The sequence below is a fragment of the Quyinboa mangrovi genome (assembly GCF_042219825.1).
GTDB lineage: Bacteria > Bacteroidota > Bacteroidia > Bacteroidales > UBA5342 > JBHJHP01.
The window spans coordinates 663037-682863 of sequence record NZ_JBHJHQ010000002.1 but is presented as its reverse complement, the minus strand read 5'-3'; the positions used below and the strand labels follow the sequence as shown (position 1 = coordinate 682863).

Sequence of the window (19827 nt, the reverse complement as noted above, 5' to 3'; positions counted from 1 at the left end):
TCATTCCATCAGGAAAATTACCTGACGGAATGACTTTATTTTTACTCGATAACTATTTTATGGTTTGTTACAGAATTTCTGTTTTTCAAGATCAGGAAATAAACACCAGGATTCAGACCCGATATATCAATTCGGCTTAAGCCTAAACCTATACGGCTTGAAATATCAGCAATAACCTGTCCGTTCAAACCCACAATCTGGGCAACTTCCGGTAATTCATACGTATCATACGATATAAACAATTCATCTTTTGCAGGAACAGGATATATTGAAATTTTATTCCTTTCAACTTCTTCAACTGCTACATAGTTTTCAACTTTAACAATACAACTTACAGAAACTGTCGCTCCCCTGCTGTCCATTGCATTTATGGTAAGAATATTCCAACCTGCTCGTTTCGGGTAAACCAAAAGCAAATAGCCGTTCTGGACCGTCTCAAGTGATGTCTCAGAAGATGAAACCACATTAAAACTCAATTCGTCTCCATCCGGGTCCATAAAATACTGCTTCATATTTACTACCCAGGGTTCGCTATGCGTTTTTAATACAGTATCTCTGAGAGATTCAACAACCTCAGGTTTTTGATTATCCTTGACCAATACATCTACCTGGACATCTAAAGGCGATGAAATCTGATCAGAAGCAGTAACCACTAAATTGGTATATCCGATGCTTTGCGGATTAAAGTGAAGCATGGAATTGTTATCAATGGTCGGGAAAATGATGTTGTGGTCATTACTTTTTACACTATACGTTAAAACATCACCATCCGGATCAACAATATACTCATCCAAATCTACCGGGATATCCCCGTCGAGATAAGTTATCATATTGGGAAGTGACTGAGAAAGAACCGGTGACTGATTATTCACTACTTCAAGTGTCACAGGAATGTGTAGTACAGGCCATTTCGGATCATTACTTTTAACACGGATATAAGCGGTATAAGTATCATACGCTAACCCATTGGTATTAAATGCAACATCAGAATTATTGAAAGAACCTGGACTTATAGTCCCTGATGTTTCTGATGAATTAAATGATATCCATTGAGGTGCAGGATTTATGATGCTAATGAAGGTTGTCATTAATTCCGTAATTTGAGCATCTGTATATAATAATCCATTATTTCCGGTAAACAATAAATAATATATTCTGTGACACTGATTAAGGTTTGTGATCGTATGCAAATCACTATAATATGAGTTGGAATACGTTTGACTTACACCCGCAGTATATTCCATAATTATCAAATGATTTACTGAAGGAGTATAACTTTCTCCATACACTTTCTTTACAAATCCCTTATATGTTTTACCATTATAAGTGGTTGTAAGTTCGGAAGCAGATACAGAACCCGAATTCATTCCCAGACTACCGCTAATGCTAAAAGTACTTACATTGTTAAGGTTTGCCGCAAAAATAAATAAACCGTTTTGCTTAGAGGTAAAATACTCTTCTCCGTTAAGATAAGGAGATGTTGTAATAGTATTATTTGAATAATAAATCGAGGACCCACGATTTGTACCCAGGTAGTTACCACCGTCGTAGATATCGCTTCCACCGTCGCTGATATAATATCCCGAGATACCATCAGAGAAGGCATACGCATTTGGAATTTTTGCCGTTAAACGATCTGCCCCTGCCTGAATTCCTTTAAGTACTGATTCCAAGGTATTTTCAGAATCCGGGTTTTCACAATCACTACATTTAACAGCATCAATTGAAAAGTTTAATTCACCCAGACCTTCCTCATTGCTAATTTTCAGAACTTTGTGATGTATTTTATTTGTTTGTGATGTTAAATACAAACTTTCAGGAGTAACTGAAAGTACAGGTGGAGCTTCCGCAACACCATAAAGCCGCACTGAATCAACTGATCCGAGCATGGAATTTCCTTTTAAAATAAGCCAGGTAGAATCGGCCCCAGCGCTTTGAGGAAGATAGGCGAGATGCATCAATTTAACTGATCCGGGCTCAATTTTTAATTTAGACTCCGAGACTTTAAATACTGGATTATTCGTAGAAATATTATCAATAATTAGTGGTTCTGCACCAATGTTCATAAGGGTAATTGTGTCACTTCCACTGAATCCGGCATAAGCAAACATATCAACATGCATTTTATTCATTTCAAGTATTGCCATACCATTAACCTTCATGCTTACCGGAATTTTTACCGGATTCATTAATGGATCATTTGTTGGAATTACTATTTCTGCTTCCAGTATCGTATCTCCAAGTTCCTTTGCATCAAATCTGACACTGAGATGAGTCTTTTCTCCTTTGTTGACCACAGAATCAGGTTCCTCCACAATTTCAAGCCAGCTAACTTTATTACCAAGCCAGGCAACACCATTAAGAAGTAACTGCGTGTGCCCTTCTAAAGAGAGATTGGGGAAACAACCACCACCTGTTACAAGGACGCGTCCTTTCTCAAACTCATCAGCTGCTGCATAAATATGTTGATAGCCGTCATTTATTAATTCTATCCCCGGAAAATTCGCAATAACAGATCCACCGGCAGAATAGATATAAAACTTATCAATAGACTCTGTTACAGGATGATCCATAATGTTTGTTGTTGTAAGAGAAGTGCAGTTGACCGTTGACATCGTTAGATTGGATCCGTTTAACATGATGTTAAAATTGCTTATGTTACTTTCACCATCTATAAAAAGGCCACCTCCGTTTTTGGCCCAGCGATTAAAAAAGGTCGACTCCTGATTATAATAATAGTAATCATCTATAAGTATTACATCATAGTCCTTCATGGCCATAGTATCAGGAGAATTAGCAACAGTTACTTCAGCACCAAGATCCGTTAAAACTGTAGCAATATAGCTGTTATAGTAACTTATTGAGTATACTTTCAAACCTGTCAGATCAGTTTTCAAATCATTATCACCCGATGCTTTTATACGGGCTTTACTCAACAACAATTCACTACCACCATTTGTATTTGAAATATCAACAGTAGAAATTAAAGTATCATTGGTAAACAGTTGAACCTCCAATGAATCCGGATCAATATCTGCTACCGGAGGCAGGACAGCATTTCCAACTACATATATCTCATGTCCTTTAGGTGAACTTTCATTCGTATAGATAAATACCGTGTCATGATACACGTCTGACAAAGATGGTGAAAAAGTAATGGCAAGATTCGCCTTCTCATTCGGAGCCAACACATTATACAACATCCTACCACTAATATCAGTATCAGATGTTGTAATGCTGTCAATTCTCAAATCATCTGATCCTGTATTATTAATCATAACAGACAATGTTGAATCCTGGCCAACAAAAACCTTATTAAACAGCACTCCATCTGCATTTGTATCAAAAACAGGGGTTCCAACAATATCTATTATAACAGGTACCTGCAACGTATTAATTGCTGTATCATTACAGAAAATATTCAACATACTCAAATACTGTCCACCAAAATTATCTTTGGCATTAATTAAAACACCAATGCTATCAGATGTATGTGGAGGAATAATCAGTTGTTCCTTCTTTAAATTCACAATATCCAGCAAGCCTGTTTTAATAAAATTAATATAATTGGTAACCAGTTGTAAATGTCCATCCATGGTTATATTTCCATCATAAAATGACTCATCTGAAGTTGCAAGTACACTTCCTGAATTAATTTTTGCATAAGCAGCATAGCAAAGACCATTACCGGAAATTATCAGTTTTTCTGCTTCATCGGTTATTTCAAGGGATGCCTGACTACCTGAAGCAACATAATATGAACTAATACCAGTTGTTATCTTATGCTCCTGGACTGTTGCATAGCCTGAGGCTGAATAAACAGAGGTATAAGTTATACCACTTTCTGCCAGTATTAAATTATAATATGGCGTATTATTATCTGCATCAATAATTAGATTACCGCCATTGGAAATCCAGTTTCTTATATAATTTATTTGCATTGTTCCCAGACTACAATTGTCATCAATAACTACTACATCTATTGAATCCAGATATGCTTCGTTAATATAATACGCATCTGCAGCGTATACGTGTGCACCTGAAACTAAGAGATTGTTAACCAGGTAAGCATAACTGGAATATGCTGGCATAAATAGCACATTCATTCCTTCTAAATCACTATTTGCAGTTAGCCTGCTACTTATTTGCTTTTTAACGGTATCACCATCAAGCAATTGATCCACAGAAATAGATATGAACCCTGATTCAGATTCGAAAGATGAATTCTCCGGCAAATACATTGATTCAGGAAAATCAGGAACACGGTTTACATCATTTAATTTTATGGTATTTGAAAGCTCGGCATTAAGCATTAATTCACCATCACCTGCATTTTCAATTACAAGATAATCTGTAAGGGTATCACCATAGTTTAGGAAGTTTCTTAATGTATCCTTTTCAGTTTTTATTTCGGGAGCTTCCTGCACCGACACTATTTTAGTAATAGTATCTGCCCCCGAACAATTATCGACAATTAATTTTACATTATGATCTCCCGACTCAAAAAAACTATGTCCAGACTTTTCGTCAAACATATAATGCGCATCATCAATAATCCATTGCCAGTTTGCTATATTGCCGGTTGAGGTACTGAAGAAATTAACCGGTGATGCAAACGGCACATCATTGTCCGGTTCAAATGTAAAGTCTGCTGCAGGAACAGGTTCACCTGAAGTTTGGACCGTGCTCCACGAGGCACTGAATCCATCGTAATAACCTACAGCATCAGAAATAAATACCAATAACATTTTGCCGGATGAAGCAACGACTCCATTACCTGCAGGATAAGACGTGCCTGTTATTGAAGCCAATAAAACATCCTGTTCAGAATCACCATCGTATATGTATAGGTAATCATCGTAATAATCAATATTTAATTGAAAAAATGATAAAATTATCTTTTCAGCACAAGCGGGTGCAATAAGAAAACTGTATTTTTCATTGTTTTCATACATGCCATTCGGGCCACCCGAGTCGTGAATATTACCACTTGAGGCTGACGATCTGGACTGAAGCCCCATAACATTATCATTGGTAACATGTATATAACTGGTTTTAATTATGCTATCTGAACCAAAATTATTGCCCACTTTTAATTTAACCTGAAAATCTCCAGGACTCCTGTAACTGACGATGGGTTCCTTTTCTGTTGAATACTCAGGAATACCACCCTCAAAGGTCCACTCAAAAGATGAAGGTAAATTTTCTGATAAATTTGTAAACTGAACGCTTTGTCCAACTGCGGGCAATGAATCCAAAGTAGTAAACTCTGCAACAGGTATTGATTCATTTTGCTTTAGAACCACCCCATAATCCTCATACTGTCCAGCCATCGAATTGGTTGAACCATTAATAAGCAGATTGGAAGGTAAGTCGCTTGCTACACGTAATCTCAGAGCCTTATCATATACTTTACCATGGGGAATAATAAATTTCTCCCGTACCCTGTTTTTGCTGTTTTTCACATAAACCAGAAGTTCAGTTTTATCATCAAAAGCACCATCGTTATTCAGATCTAACCAAACATATGTAGATTCATCCCCTCGTGTCAGAATTTCTACATCGTAACACTTACCTTCCGTTAATGTAATCTGATGAGAACAACTGAAATCCTGATACCCTTCCATGGCATCTTCGGAACTATTAGCCAACGAATCGAGTTCAAAATAAAGAATCCCTCCTGAACCAGATCTGTAAGATATTGGTCTGAACACAGGATCTTTAACTTCAGGATTCTGATATATAAATAATGCATCTTCCAACATCAATGAATCTGATGTCCTGCAACCAACAGAACCACTAACGACAAGTTTGATGCTATTTTTCCCTGCCAGATTAAATTCAAGTAATGGGTTGGCGTCGGTGCTTTGCATTGTATCGTTAACGTACCATTTATATGATTCTGCAAATGTGCTCTGATCCTGCACCTGCTGAAATGTTGGCAAACTACATGATATCGATTCATCGATCAGAAACCCTGCAGTAACAGCATCACCATAAGGATCACCAACACCAACAGCATACCAGGCATTTGTAACATTGATGACTTCATTGGAACATTCCCCATATAAATCAATAGCAGCCTTTATGGAATAAAAGCGTGCATCAGCATAATCAGAAGTAGGTGTTAAATAAACAGTAAGAGTTCTGTACGCAATTTTAGCTGCATGGTTCATTCCAATAGACTGCACCGAATAAGACTTATCATTATCATTTATCCCTGAACCTCCTTCACAAAGTAAATAGAACCAGTAATTCTGAACGGAGGAATTATAATGAACACCCCCGTTGTCGGTTACACCGGTATACCAAAAATTACCCTTATAGGTATCAGGCATTGATTTGCTGTTTGGATCTTTCATGCTGCGGATAACACTGCCATCCGTTTTCACCTGTTCTCCCATTAAATAATTAGCTGTTTCCGGATTTGCTGCAAAATCTATCGCTGTACCGAAAATATCACTAAAGGATTCATTTAATGCACCTGACTCATTTAAATAGACCAGCGCTGCCGTGTGCTCAGTAAGCCCGTGTGTAATTTCATGAGCTACTATTTCGGTAGCCGTTAAAGGCGAATACAGAACACCATCACCATCACCATAGGTCATAAACTCACCGTTCCAAAATGCATTTGGGAAGTTTGTACTATAATGAACATAACTTATCAATGCACCTCCATTGCCATCGAATGAGTTTCTGTTAAAATTATCTTTAAAGTAATCGTAGGTTGCTTCTGTACTAAAGTGCACATCATATGCCGCGTTATCAAAGTTAGTTGTCGTATTCCAGATGTTGTCGAAATCAATAAATTCAATCGCAGAACTATAATTGGTTCCGCGCTGCATGTTATATGTACGTATTCCATCTCCTCTTCCCGATTCCTGCAATCGGTAATACCCACCATAATAATCCGTTGTAATGCTTTGTTCTCCTGAATACATGGTACTTGCTTTCCCTATGACATCGTTAATGTGTATTCTGTCTTCACGGGCAACAACGTTACCGGTAGCAACATCAACATAAATCCACTCTCTTCGTAACGGATCAACCGAAAAAACATCAAACTTATAGCATAACACAGGTATTTCATTTTTTATATAGTATACCTCTTTGCCTTGCTGATCTAAAGTTTTTGGTGAATAATGCTCTGAAGGTACTTCAGCAAGTGCAAGCTGAAGCGCATCTGACATTTGCATCTTAGTAATGCTCTGTTGCCTGGTGGTAACAGGTGTATAAATACCACTTGCCGATTTCAGAGAATTTAACCGGTGAACCGTATAATACATATGTTCAACAGGATATCCATTCAGATATTGTTGATATTTTATATGTGAATTGCCCATTTGATCACTAAATTCAGAGTAAGTTCTGAATGAATGTGTTTCATCCAAACCTAATGCACTTTTTAGTTTTTCACCATCCGCAGTTGCCTGGACTCCTTTTAAATTCGGATCGGAAAACCCGATATAAGAAATGATACCCTTTTGGTGATCCAGTTTTACGTAATTACTTCCGGGAACAATCCGGTTTGCATCTGCATTAAATAACTCTTGTGAAATTGACAGAATGGTAACGTGTACCAGCATGAAACAGGCTAGAATTTTTTTCATTAGGATCTTTTTTATAATACAATTTCTAAAACTTTCAGAAACAGCTTTATCTGATTCTTTACGTCAATCAGCTAAGCATTCAACTATTGATTCTGAAGTTTAAGATTTAGTTGACTGACAAATATAATATAATCCGAAGAACATTAATGGATGTTAAATATTATATCTGCGTTGTTTTCTGTGATACTATAATTTTAAACCAGGTTTTTAAAAATTTATACGTTCTAAAAGTCCTTTTAAAAAAGGTTACCAGAATTTTATTATTCGTAATTTAGATCAAAATCAAATTATCAATTTCCAGCGGAATTAATACGACTACATTCATTTACATCATAATAATTTGCATACTTTTGAAAATATAACGAACCTGTAAAATCAATTTGTTTGAATCCTTTTAAATCTAGTCCTTATGAAACCTGTTAGTATTTTTACCCTGTTTTTGACATTATGTTTATCAACACTTTCTGCACAGAATTATCAATCTGTTATATCCAACCGTATTGTATATTTTGAAGGGGATTACGGATATATCAGTTGCATAAAAATCGATTCAGTAAAATTTGATACTGATTCTTTTTTATATCCAATTAAAAGTATCCGGCAGCTGGATTACGATTGTTTTACACCATACGGTGACTCATGGATCGGAGAAAAAGTCATCGTTAAAGATAAAGGAATCAATTTATTCTTTAATAAAAATCATGATACCATCCGCATAGAAACCCGGGCCAAACTTAACGATGAATGGACAGCCTTTTATCTTACTGATTCCATAACTATAAAAGCTGCCATAACAAGACATGACACTTTGCGTTTTATGGGACTTGTTGACTCCGTAAAAACAATTGACTTTATCGCTTATGACAAAAACATGAATCCGGTAGAAATAAAAAAGAAGAGTAACCGGCAGATGAAAATCAGTAAAAACTATGGCCTTGTTCAAACATTTGATATGTATTATTTTACATTATCAGACGAGGAGTATAGTTATTTTCAGTCAGTTTCAGATTCATACAAATTAGCTGGACTTTCCAGCCCAAAAATTGGTGTTCAAAACCTATCCCGTTTTGATATCAATGATTTTGCTGTTGGTAATGAACTTCACATTTTGGATGAATCATATAATGATGGTTCGGGCCATAGTTTTAAAATAATATACAACTATCTTGACAAAAAAGTATCACCGGATTCCATTACATATTTAATTGACAGGCAGGAAAAGCTTTATTACAAAAATTACAATGGAGAAAACTACACTTACATTCATGATACAATAACACAAATTATAAAACCAGATTCCATTTTTGACCGGTATCTGCCCAATGAACCAATAATTGATGACTGGAGTGCTAATTCATACCGAATGATTTCTGATAGTGTAAAAATTGACAACTCTTTTGTACCTGAAATATATAAGACAGAGGACAGCTGCTGGTCCAACTGTTGCTGGGATGGGTGTAACCCAATTTATACCTATTACAAGGGACTGGGAGGACCATATTATTATTGTGATAATTTCTTTAGTATGGGATATGCACAGCGAAAACTGGTTTACTACAAAAAGGGAGATAAAGAATGGGGAACGCCATTGGTGATTACGGCAATTGATGAAAAACAAGCTGAAAATACGATTAATATCTATCCCAACCCGGCATCAGACGTCATTACCATTGAAAGGAATAATGCAGCTACTAAAATATTCTTTGAATTATCGGATTTAAACGGAAGACAAATACTTGAAGAAGAACTAAAATTAAAATCTGAAAAAATTGAACTATACGATCTTGAACCGGGTATATATATCTATACCATTCGCTGTTCAAATACCATTTACAAAACCGACAAACTGATTCTTGTAAAATAAAAATCATGACCTCTCCTTTTAACCTGTTAATACTCCTGTTAATTGTGCTATCAATATTGTTATGGGCATGGGCATTTTATGACATAAACAAATCAAAAATTCAACCGCTGCATATAAAAATGCTTTGGATGCTAATAATATTGGTTGCTCCTGTAATCGGATCAATTATTTATTTCCAAATCAGGCATAAAACTTCATCTGCATTTTAATACATCATCAATACCATCCCCAATCCAAACGAGGATGAGGCACTTTCAAAAATGAGTCTTGTATCTTATGTTTTGTGTCTTGGTTCTAATGCCTTACGTCTAATTCCCATCCACCAGGTAATTTCGTAGGTATTTGGATTGCGGTTTTTTGAGAATTTCCGGGCTACCGGTCTCAGTAATTTCACCATGGTACATAAACACCACGTGATCGGCTAAGCGGACTGCCTGACGCAATATGTGTGTTACGAGAATAATGGTATAATGTTTTTTAAGTGTACGGAACATATCTTCAATATTCTTACTGGATGCAGGATCAAGGGCAGACGTAGGTTCATCCGCTAATATAATGTATGGCTTTACCGCAAGTCCACGTGCCAGACATAGCCTCTGTTGCTGTCCAATAGATAGTTCTGAAGCCGGATTATTTAGCCTACCCTTTACCTCTTCCCACAAATTCACCTCCCGAAGCAGCTTTTCAACTACATGATCTACCAGTCTCCGGTCGCGAATTCCTTTCAGTTTCAGACCGTATGCCACATTTTTATAAATAGACATTGGTAACGGATATGGCCGTTGTGACAGCAATCCCATTTTCTGTCTCAATTCCGGAAGATTTTTCTTTGTATTCAGAATATCTTCATTTTCGATAAATATCTGCCCGGTAACATTCAACTCTTTATAGAGGTCTGTTAACCGGTTCATACTTTTTAAAAGGGTGGTTTTGCCGCAGCCCGAAGGCCCCAGCAAAACCGTTATCTTATTTTTAGGGATATTCAGGTTGATATTTTTCAGGATGAGCCTCTCCCCTGTTCCTACATTCAAATTTTTAATGATGAGTGCATCGTGAACAGCCGTTTTCACTAAAAGCTGCTCAACTTTCAAATCCAGTGTTTCTATATTATACATATCATTCATTTTAAATTTGTTTTCGAATATTTTCCGGATAAAATCCTGGCTGAAATACTAATCACTAAAATTATTATTGTCAGAATAGCAGCAGCGGCAAATGCCCTGTCCCTTACTGCCTGTATTGGTGAACTCAACTGAAAAAAAATAGAAAGTGGCAATGTGGCAGCCGGTTCGTTCAGATTTACAGGGATCATATCGGTATAACCTGCTGTAAACAAAACCGATGCAGCATCACCAATTCCCCGGCCAAAGGCCAGTAGTATGGCAGTGATAAAGCCTGGAAAACCTTGTTTAAAAAGTACCTTAAAGGCCGTTTCTGTTTTGGTTGATCCCAACGCATAGCTCGCTTCCTGTAAACCAAGAGGGATTGTACTAAGCACTTCATCAAACGTTCTGACCAGAATCGGTGTTATCAGGAGTGATACCGTAACAATTCCTGCTAACAACGATGCATTCATGCCCATATAAAGCATCAATGTAAAACCAAATGCGCCGTAAACAATGGAAGGAATTCCCCAGAGTGCATCGAGCAAATAGCGGATTGTATTTTGGGTCCGCTTAAACCGGATCAGATGAACATTTAAAAACAAAGCCGAAGGTAAACCAATAATAACGGCAAGCACAAGGGCTCCAAAAGCAAGATAAAAGGAACCGATAATCGCATTTAGTACACCACCCTCTCCACCGTAATAATATCCTCCTTTGGGCAGAGTAAACACCATTTTTAATGACAAAGAGCTGAATCCTTTAGCAAAGATCATGGCAATAATGAACAGCAGAACTACAACCAGCGAATAAGTTGCAGCGCGGCTCAAACCGCAAAAAATCTTTTCCTCTAAATATTTAAATTTATTCATGTCACACGGGTTTTATAGATGAAGTACCTGAAAACAAGATTAATAAGCAGGATGACTACCAGTAGAATCAGTGCAGCCAGCATTAGAGCCGAATCGTATTGTGGAACAGACAACATTTCCCCGTAGTTATTGGCGATCAAAGCCGGCAACGGATATCCCGGATCTAACGGATTCCATGTTAACTTTACCATATTTCCGACTACCATCATCACGGCAAGAGTTTCACCAAAAGCCTTGGCCAAACCAAGGCCGAAAGCAGAAATTATACCGGGCATTCCCTTTTTCAGATTCACATGTTTAATGGACTCCCATTGAGTGGCTCCCATGGAAAGCGATGCTTCCGTTAGCTCAACTGGAATGCCTTTAAAAACCTCTATCAGCATATTCAGCATGTACGGAATGCACATAACAGCCAGCACAACTCCTCCTGCCAGGATAGAATATCCTGAAGATGATGTATTAAATAACGGAGCAACTACCTTGCTGATAAACGGAACAATAATAAGGATTCCCCAAACACCGTAAATTACAGAAGGCAGGCCAGCCAGAATATCTATCACAGGATGCATGAATTTTATTAACCTTTGCGTAGCATATTGGGTCAGGTAAATAGCAGCCAACAACGTTACAGGTGCCGCAAATAAAAATGAAAGTACAGTCACATACAACGAACCGGTAATAAAAGGCCAGAATCCGAATTTTCCGTTAGCCGGAGCCCAGTCATTCGAAAACAGAAGGTCTGCCAATCTGATACTCTCAAGTATAGGCAATGACTTCAGATACAGAGCCACCGCAATGATTACCGGCAACAACAAAATAAGGATCAAAGCAACTATCATCCAGACATTTGTCAACCTGTCCGTTATTACGCGCTTTAAAATCATTCAATTCAGCTTTTCAAGATATTGGTTAATACTGTTTTGATCCAATGGCACATAACCTGATGCTTTTACATAAACCTGTCCCTTCGTCAACGTCCATTTCATAAAGTCGATTACCGATTCTTTCCCGGGCTTGCCATGTGCCACAAAATAGAGTTCCCTTGCCGGAGGCGACGGATAAATGCCCCTTGCAATAGCATTCAGAATGCTGTCAAATGATTCGTAAAAATTTTCATTTGCTTCAATTATTCCGTTTTCGTTAATATCTATCGGTATAATCTCAATACCGTCACGTTTCTTACCTGATTGAATGTCGTACGCAAAAATGGTATTGTTAAAAGCAATGCCGGCAGCATCTTTGCTCACGGCATCTGCCAGTCCCGGATCACCATAAATACCCACACCTTTAAGGTTTTCCTGTCTTCCTCCCAGATATTTTGCCCAGGTGCCCGCTGCTCCGCAGGCATCAGAACGGGTGTAAACCACAATATTCTCCCCATCTGTTGACCCCAACAGCTCTCCCCAGTTGGTGATGGAACCATCAATAAAAATGGCTTTAAATTCTTCACGGGTCAATCCGCGTTGTTTTAGAATTTCAAGATAAGGATGTTCTGCGCTTATGGTTGGAACAACGGCATCAATGGTAAGACCTACCCACCATACACCTTTTTCCTTCTCTTCCTGAGATATTTCCCGCGAGAACATGCCCAGATCAACCGCCCCAGCCAGAGCATCAGCCATTCCTTTTCCGGCACCTCCGCCCGAAATATTAAACCGAACTTCGGGGTTTTCTTTTTTATATTCTTCGGCCCATTGTATGACCAGGGGATAAAGTGCAAAAGCACCGGAAATACTAATGGTCTGATCTTTCTTTTTTTGAGATACACACGCACTTATCAGCAGTGAACCTATTATCAGCATGATTATACTATATGTCTTCATGGTTTTAATTATTTGCGATTATATTAATATTGTTAACTGCATGTATATAAACTGGCTAAATCTTGAATCCGTCACCCCGCGAATTGTATTAATTGTTTGTGTCGGAACATAAAACAGGTATCCGCCTTCTAACGTACCCCATTTCTGAAATTTACATTTCACAACCAAATCGTTCTCAAATCCAAGATTTTTATTATCCGGTGTTAGTTCGTTGGTTTGGGTCAACCTGAAATAGTGGCAGGTATTCAAAACAGTTACTTTCCCTATTGCTTTCAAATTCAGATAAGTATAGTAATCCGACAAACCGCCCTGAGCGGTATGGGATGTCAGATTTTTAAAATAATCCATATTTCCATAGAAGCGATGCCTTGCCCCATATAGAAAGTCAAAAATATGATCGGTAATTTGGCCACTTCCTTTATAGTGATTGCCGGAAATTATCGTTGCACCTATTCCGGGAGTAAAACCCAATAAATCATAACTCAAATCTGCACTGATTAAGTAAGCGCTCACTTTTGTTCCGGATGCATTCCTGCCATATTGGTAATATACATCTCCCTCAAAAATCAGGTTACCGTTTTTATAACTTGAATAAATTCCCGTTGTATGTCTGAAATTCAGAGTATTTGTGGTATCTGTTTCAGTATTGCCTGATGAAACGTGAAGCAACGACAGGTTCATCTCGTTGTCAAATTTACGGTTCACCCATAAAAAGTTTAGTGTTTTAATCCGGTTCGAAGGATAAAGATTATCTTCCAATGATTCATTCAGACTGTTCCAGGTTGACCCGATATGTATAGCGTAGTTTTTAGGGTTAAACTTTAATAGCAGCGCATCGTACGAAATTCCGTTATTGTTCCAGTTACGGGCTGCAAGAATCCGCTGATTATCATACACCAGTTGTTGCCGGCCGGCGGACAACCATCCAAGCTCTCCTAACTTTAGCTCAGCATATCCTTCAAACAGTTCCAGAGATGCTTCATCGCCAAACAAACCGGTTGAGCTACGCATGGTTTCGGATCCCCACAGGCGAACATCCTGAGGTGAAATTTTAATTTTAAGTACTTCGGAATCGTAAATAAATGACAAACGCGTACGCTGAAAGATCATAACTGACGGAACAGCATTCTTTTCTGAAGGAATAGTATAGCCATCTCTGATTTCAAACCGGTTTCTGAATTGGGCCTCAAATGTTATCTGTGCCTTTACATAGAACGAACACGTCATAAGGACCAGAATTATCAAGGATCTTAATCTGAGAAATTGCTTCATCAACTGAACTTTGAAAATGATAAAGCAAAATTAGAGCAGCTGAAAAATTCAGAAAACAGCTAAAAAGCGTAAATTTTAATACGTGTTTATACGTAGAAGCTAAATCTCTACAATTCCGTTTTTTATGGCAAATACCACCAATCCTGCAGTATTATTTGAACCAGATTTGGATAACAGGTTCTCGCGATGCTTGTCAACAGTACGTTTGCTGATTTTCAGTTTATCGGCGATTTCCTGGTTTGACAGTCCGTTGCAAATCAGGTGAAGTATTTCCTCTTCCCTTTCTGTTAGTGACAAAGGAGAAGCTTGTTCTTGTTTGGGTTTCAATTGTTTTAGGAGACAGTCAAGAATTTCCTGTGCAAAATATGTTTTCCCTTCACTTATATAGTCAATAGCCATTTTCACTTCCTGAATTCCTGAGTTCTTGAGTATAAACCCTTTTACACCGGCATCAATCATTTGGGTATAATAATTTTCATCGGAATACATGGAAAGTGCAATAATATTCAGCTCAGACTTAATGCGAAGTGCTTCTTTCGTCGCTTCAATTCCATTGAGCCCGGGCATTTCAATATCCATAAATACAATATCGGGCTGATTTCCGGATCTGAGGTAATCCAAAAATTCTCTGCCGTCCGAAGCCTCTTCCACAATTCCGGTATCAGGCAGGCTTTTCAACAAAAGTTTCAAACCTTCCCTGAATAACTGGTGATCATCAACTATAATAACCGACAAACTTTTCATGATTCCAGTATAATTTTACTTTTAACATGAACACCTTCCCCCGGCTCACTATAAATTCCGAAAGTTCCGTCAAGAGATTTAATCCTCGACCTGATATTTGATAAGCCCTGACCTGTTTTTTCCGTTTCTTCCAATAACGGATCAAACCCTTTTCCGTCGTCAATGTATTCAAGCGAAATTTCTGTTCCCTCTGCAAACAAATCAATATAAATATTTTTGGCATCGGCATGTTTTAAGGTATTGTTTATAAGCTCACAAATCACACGATACAATACCACCTCCACATTAAACGGGAAACGCTGCTCTTTAATATTATTTTTTAGATGGATATTCGGCTCATCAATAATTTTAAGTTTACCAATAAAAGAATTCAACGCTTTTAACAGGCCAAAATTAACCAGAATATGCGGACTAAGGTTATTGGATATATCTTTCAACGTAAAAATCGATTCATCAATCAGTTTTTCTGCGTTCTCAAGTAGTGTTGGATTTTGGTTATTCTGAAACCTGCAGGTTGAAATGGTCATTTTTACCGATGACAGCAGCGGCCCAAGGCCGTCGTGAAGTTCTTTTGATAAATGCTGCCTTTCTTTTTCCTCTGTTCTGACGATAGCTGACAAAACCCTCGATTCATTTTTTTGTCTCAGTTCATCAAACTGCTTCTGAATATTAAAAATACGTTTGATATAAATCAGGCTCAAAAGCATTATTACAGATATAAGCACTCCGGTCCAACTACCAAGAAATCCGGATATAAGTGCACTTTCTGAGTTATAAACCTGCATAATTTCAAAAACTCTTCTGAAAGCCATAAGCAAGAATCCGAGTGATATCAGCCACCAGGCTACATTGTTTCGGGTTCTTCTAATAAGCGTAATAGCAATAAAAGCTGCGGCAAACTGTAAAACCACAGAAATAATAAGGGCTATTTTGATGGGCATTTTTTTTTAAAAGTATAAAAAATTTGCGGAGTGTTTAAGGATCGTCCCATAATTAATAGCACATTATTCATTACGCAATCTTAACTTTTTTCTATTTTTGTGACCCTATTTAAATAAGAGACAAAAACATCAGAAAATGAGTATTGACAGCAAATACAATCCGTTAAACGTTGAAGACAAGTGGTACAGTTACTGGATGGAGCAGGGCTTTTTTAAATCTGAGCCGGATGAAAGAGAACCATACACTATTGTTATTCCACCGCCAAATGTAACCGGAGTGCTCCATATGGGGCATATGCTGAATAATACCATCCAGGATATTCTGATCCGGAGGGCCAGAATGCTGGGCAAAAATGCCTGCTGGGTTCCGGGCACCGACCATGCATCCATTGCCACAGAGGCCAAAGTTGTGGCTAAATTAAAATCGGAAGGGATCAAAAAAAACGATCTTACACGGGATGCATTTCTGGATCATGCATGGGAATGGACACATAAGCACGGCGGGATCATTCTGGAACAATTGAAAAAACTCGGTGCTTCGTGCGACTGGGACAGAACCTGCTTTACCATGGATGAAACACGAAGTAAAGCGGTGATCAAGGTTTTTGTGGATCTTTATAATAAAGGTCTTATTTACCGTGGCGTAAGAATGGTAAACTGGGATCCGGCTGCACAAACCGCTGTTTCTGATGAGGAAGTTATCTATAAGGAAGAAAAATCGAAACTTTATTATGTACGCTATAAAATTGAAGGAACTGTAGATGAATGGGTAACCGTAGCAACCACACGTCCTGAAACGATTCTGGGCGACACCGCTGTTTGTGTGAACCCGAATGACGAACGTTTTACGCATTTAAAAGGAAAACGCGTACTGGTTCCGCTTGTTAACCGTTCGGTCCCTATAATCATGGACGATTACGTGGATATGGAATTTGGTACAGGCTGTCTGAAAATTACACCGGCCCACGACGAAAACGACTACGAAATAGGTATGCGCCATAATCTTGAGATTATTGACACCTTTAACGATGATGGTACTTTAAGCGAAGCGGCACAATTATTTGTTGGCGAGGACCGCTTTGACGTACGCAAAAAGATTGTTCCTGAACTTGAAAAAGCAGGTAACCTGGTTAAAATTGAAGACTATAATAATAAGGTAGGTTTTTCGGAACGCACCAATGTTGCCATTGAACCGAAACTGTCTGCGCAGTGGTTCCTGAAAATGGAAGAACTGGCTAAACCAGCCCTGGAAGCCGTAGAAAATGACGATGTAGAATTTCATCCGAAAAAGTTCAAGAATCTGTATCGTCATTGGATGAGCAATGTAAAGGACTGGTGTATTTCACGGCAGTTGTGGTGGGGACACCGTATACCTGTGTATTATCTGGAAGATGGCCGTTTTGTTGTAGCAGAATCTGATGAATTGGCTCTGAAACTGGCAAAAGAAAAAACCGGAAATGAAGCACTGACTATGGCTGATTTGCGCCAGGAAGAAGATGTACTGGATACCTGGGCATCGAGCTGGTTATGGCCGATTTCCGTTTTCGATGGTTTTGATCCGGAAAATAATGAAATAGACTACTACTACCCGACAAACGATTTGGTAACGGGTCATGATATTATCTTTTTCTGGGTGGCCAGAATGATTATCGCAGGCTATGAATTCCGTGGTACTTTCCCATTTAAGAATGTGTATTTCACCGGGATGGTTCGAGACAAACAGGGCCGAAAGATGTCGAAACAACTTGGCAACTCGCCTGATCCTCTGGAACTGATCAAACAATTTGGTGCCGATGGTGTACGCGTAGGCATGCTGCTGTGCTCTCCTGCGGGTGGAGACCTGCTGTTTGACGAAAGTCTGACAGAACAGGGCCGTAACTTTGCCAATAAAATATGGAATGCGTTCCGTCTTGTTAAAAACTGGGAAGTAAGTGAAAACATAAACCAACCGGAAGCCTCTCGTGCGGCACTGAATTGGTTCAGCCATAAATTAAATGAAGTTTTGGCACAGGTTGACGACCATTTCAGTAAATTCAGAATTTCCGATGCACTGATGTCAACCTATACGTTGTTAAGGGATGACTTTTCAGGGTGGTTACTGGAAGCTGTTAAACCTGAATATCAAAAACCAATTGATGCAGCAACCTATAATGAAGTTATCGAATTATTTGAGAAATTACTGAAGCTATTACACCCTTTTATGCCATTCATCACTGAAGAATTGTACCAGGAGCTTAAGCCAAGAAGAGAAGGTGAAAGTATTATGGTTTCTTTGCTGACTGAAAAAGAAAAATGGAACTCAACTATTCTCGAAAAATTTGAAGAAGCCAAAGAAATTGTGGCTGCCATTCGTAATGTAAGAAAAGAAAAAAATATTGCTTTTAAGGATACTCTTAGTTTACAGATTGTAGCCGGCGAAGCAACTTATTTTTCAGACTTTATTCCGGTTATAAAGAAACTGACAAATATCGATTCAATTTCGTTTCTTGAAGTTGCGGACAGCACCGCGGCTTCATTTATGGTTAAAACAACGGAATATGCTATTCCGCTTGGTGAAATGATAAATGCTGAAGAGGAGATTGCAAAACTTGAAAAAGAACTGGAATATACCGAGGGATTTTTAACCAGCGTTAATAAAAAACTTAGTAATGAAAGGTTTGTAAACAATGCGCCGGAGAAAGTAATTGAAGTGGAACGTAAAAAGCAAACCGATGCTGAAATTAAAATAAAAAGTCTGCGTGAAAGCATTGAAAAATTAAAAAACTGACAACACAAATATTACCTCCAAAAAAAACCGGACTTTGCTCCGGTTTTTTTATCCTTATTTATAATGAATATTTATTATATATAAATTCAATTTCTTCCTTAAATTTAATGTCAAAAATTGCATATTTAATTAGCGTAGAACATACGCTATCCTCTTTTTAGTCCACGTACTGTATATTAGAAATAAAAGTCTAATTAAATGCAACTTATACTCAAAATAAACACAGATTTCTACCGCATTATATTATATATAATTATTTCAACACAGAAATAAGCGTAAAATTTACATTTATTATTTGGTGTCAAAATGTGCAAGCAATGTGCCAATTTATATATTGCGAATAAACCCGGAATAGTTTAATTTTAGTTAATTTTTGAAAACAACATTTAATACCACAACATTAAGATGTAAAAAATCCGCTGATAATCAATAATAGCGGACGATTTGCAACAAAGAACCAATACAGAAAAAAACGTTTTTCTGCACCATAAGGGTTGAATTGGAAAGTTTTTCTTTCGTAAACATATTTAAAATTTTAGATATGTTTAACCTATAACTAAAATTTGAGATCAGAAATACGACCTAACAAAATGTACTATTTTCATGAAATTTTCATTTCTATCTCACTACTGGTACAAGAAAGAGAGTTAATTTTCAACAGACCTGAAATTAATTTAAGGAAGAACATTAACTAAACAGTTAACTAAGTTACTGGAAAACTAATATTTATTATATGAAAACACATCTCAGAACTGAATTATCACACAGACAATTTCGTTGTGTCGAAACATTAATTACAAACGCGAACAGAGCATTCAAAATAATTTAAAT

General features: G+C 37.7%; 11 protein-coding genes. 3 read left to right on the top strand and 8 right to left on the bottom strand.

The features are described 5' to 3' along the window. Window positions 1-41: 41 nt before the first annotated feature. Window positions 42-7610 (bottom strand): M4 family metallopeptidase, encoded by a 7569-nt coding sequence (locus ACE1ET_RS06095; RefSeq protein ID WP_375727478.1) that lies wholly within the window; start codon window positions 7608-7610, stop codon window positions 42-44. A gap of 409 nt (window positions 7611-8019) precedes the next feature. On the opposite strand from ACE1ET_RS06095, the gene ACE1ET_RS06090 reads away from it, so the two are divergent. Together ACE1ET_RS06090 and ACE1ET_RS06085 are read left to right on the top strand one after the other, a co-directional pair. Further along, window positions 8020-9474, top strand: coding sequence for a T9SS type A sorting domain-containing protein (locus ACE1ET_RS06090; RefSeq protein ID WP_375727477.1), 1455 nt, complete (start codon window positions 8020-8022; stop codon window positions 9472-9474). 5 nt (window positions 9475-9479) lie between these two features. Continuing rightward, window positions 9480-9683, top strand: a complete 204-nt coding sequence (locus tag ACE1ET_RS06085; protein ID WP_375727476.1) for a PLDc N-terminal domain-containing protein — start codon at window positions 9480-9482, stop codon at window positions 9681-9683. A gap of 99 nt (window positions 9684-9782) precedes the next feature. On the opposite strand, the gene ACE1ET_RS06080 is transcribed toward ACE1ET_RS06085, so the two are convergent. The 7 genes from ACE1ET_RS06080 to ACE1ET_RS06050 form a co-directional block, all read right to left on the bottom strand. After that, window positions 9783-10589 (bottom strand): phosphate ABC transporter ATP-binding protein, encoded by an 807-nt coding sequence (locus tag ACE1ET_RS06080; RefSeq protein WP_375727475.1) that lies wholly within the window; start codon window positions 10587-10589, stop codon window positions 9783-9785. A gap of 5 nt (window positions 10590-10594) precedes the next feature. Then, entirely contained in the window at window positions 10595-11449 is an 855-nt protein-coding gene (gene pstA, locus ACE1ET_RS06075; protein ID WP_375727474.1) for a phosphate ABC transporter permease PstA, read from the bottom strand. Then, window positions 11446-12333: a phosphate ABC transporter permease subunit PstC gene (pstC, locus tag ACE1ET_RS06070; RefSeq protein ID WP_375727473.1), complete on the bottom strand. Its 888-nt coding sequence runs from the start codon at window positions 12331-12333 to the stop codon at window positions 11446-11448. The genes pstA and pstC overlap by 4 nt, the downstream gene beginning before the upstream one ends. Continuing rightward, the gene (locus ACE1ET_RS06065; protein ID WP_375727472.1) at window positions 12334-13272 is read right to left on the bottom strand and encodes a PstS family phosphate ABC transporter substrate-binding protein; all 939 of its coding nucleotides are present in this window, start codon (window positions 13270-13272) and stop codon (window positions 12334-12336) included. Window positions 13273-13290: 18 nt separating this feature from the next. Next, window positions 13291-14544, bottom strand: coding sequence for an alginate export family protein (locus ACE1ET_RS06060; RefSeq protein WP_375727471.1), 1254 nt, complete (start codon window positions 14542-14544; stop codon window positions 13291-13293). Between the two features lie 99 nt (window positions 14545-14643). Beyond that, a complete protein-coding gene (locus tag ACE1ET_RS06055) occupies window positions 14644-15288 on the bottom strand; it encodes a response regulator (RefSeq protein WP_375727470.1) in 645 nt (214 codons plus the stop codon). Continuing rightward, complete coding sequence (locus ACE1ET_RS06050; RefSeq protein WP_375727469.1) at window positions 15285-16229, bottom strand: sensor histidine kinase; 945 nt, start codon at window positions 16227-16229, stop codon at window positions 15285-15287. The genes ACE1ET_RS06055 and ACE1ET_RS06050 overlap by 4 nt, the downstream gene beginning before the upstream one ends. Window positions 16230-16365: 136 nt before the next feature. On the opposite strand from ACE1ET_RS06050, the gene ACE1ET_RS06045 reads away from it, so the two are divergent. Continuing rightward, the gene (locus ACE1ET_RS06045; RefSeq protein ID WP_375727468.1) at window positions 16366-18996 is read left to right on the top strand and encodes a valine--tRNA ligase; all 2631 of its coding nucleotides are present in this window, start codon (window positions 16366-16368) and stop codon (window positions 18994-18996) included. Window positions 18997-19827: the final 831 nt, after the last annotated feature.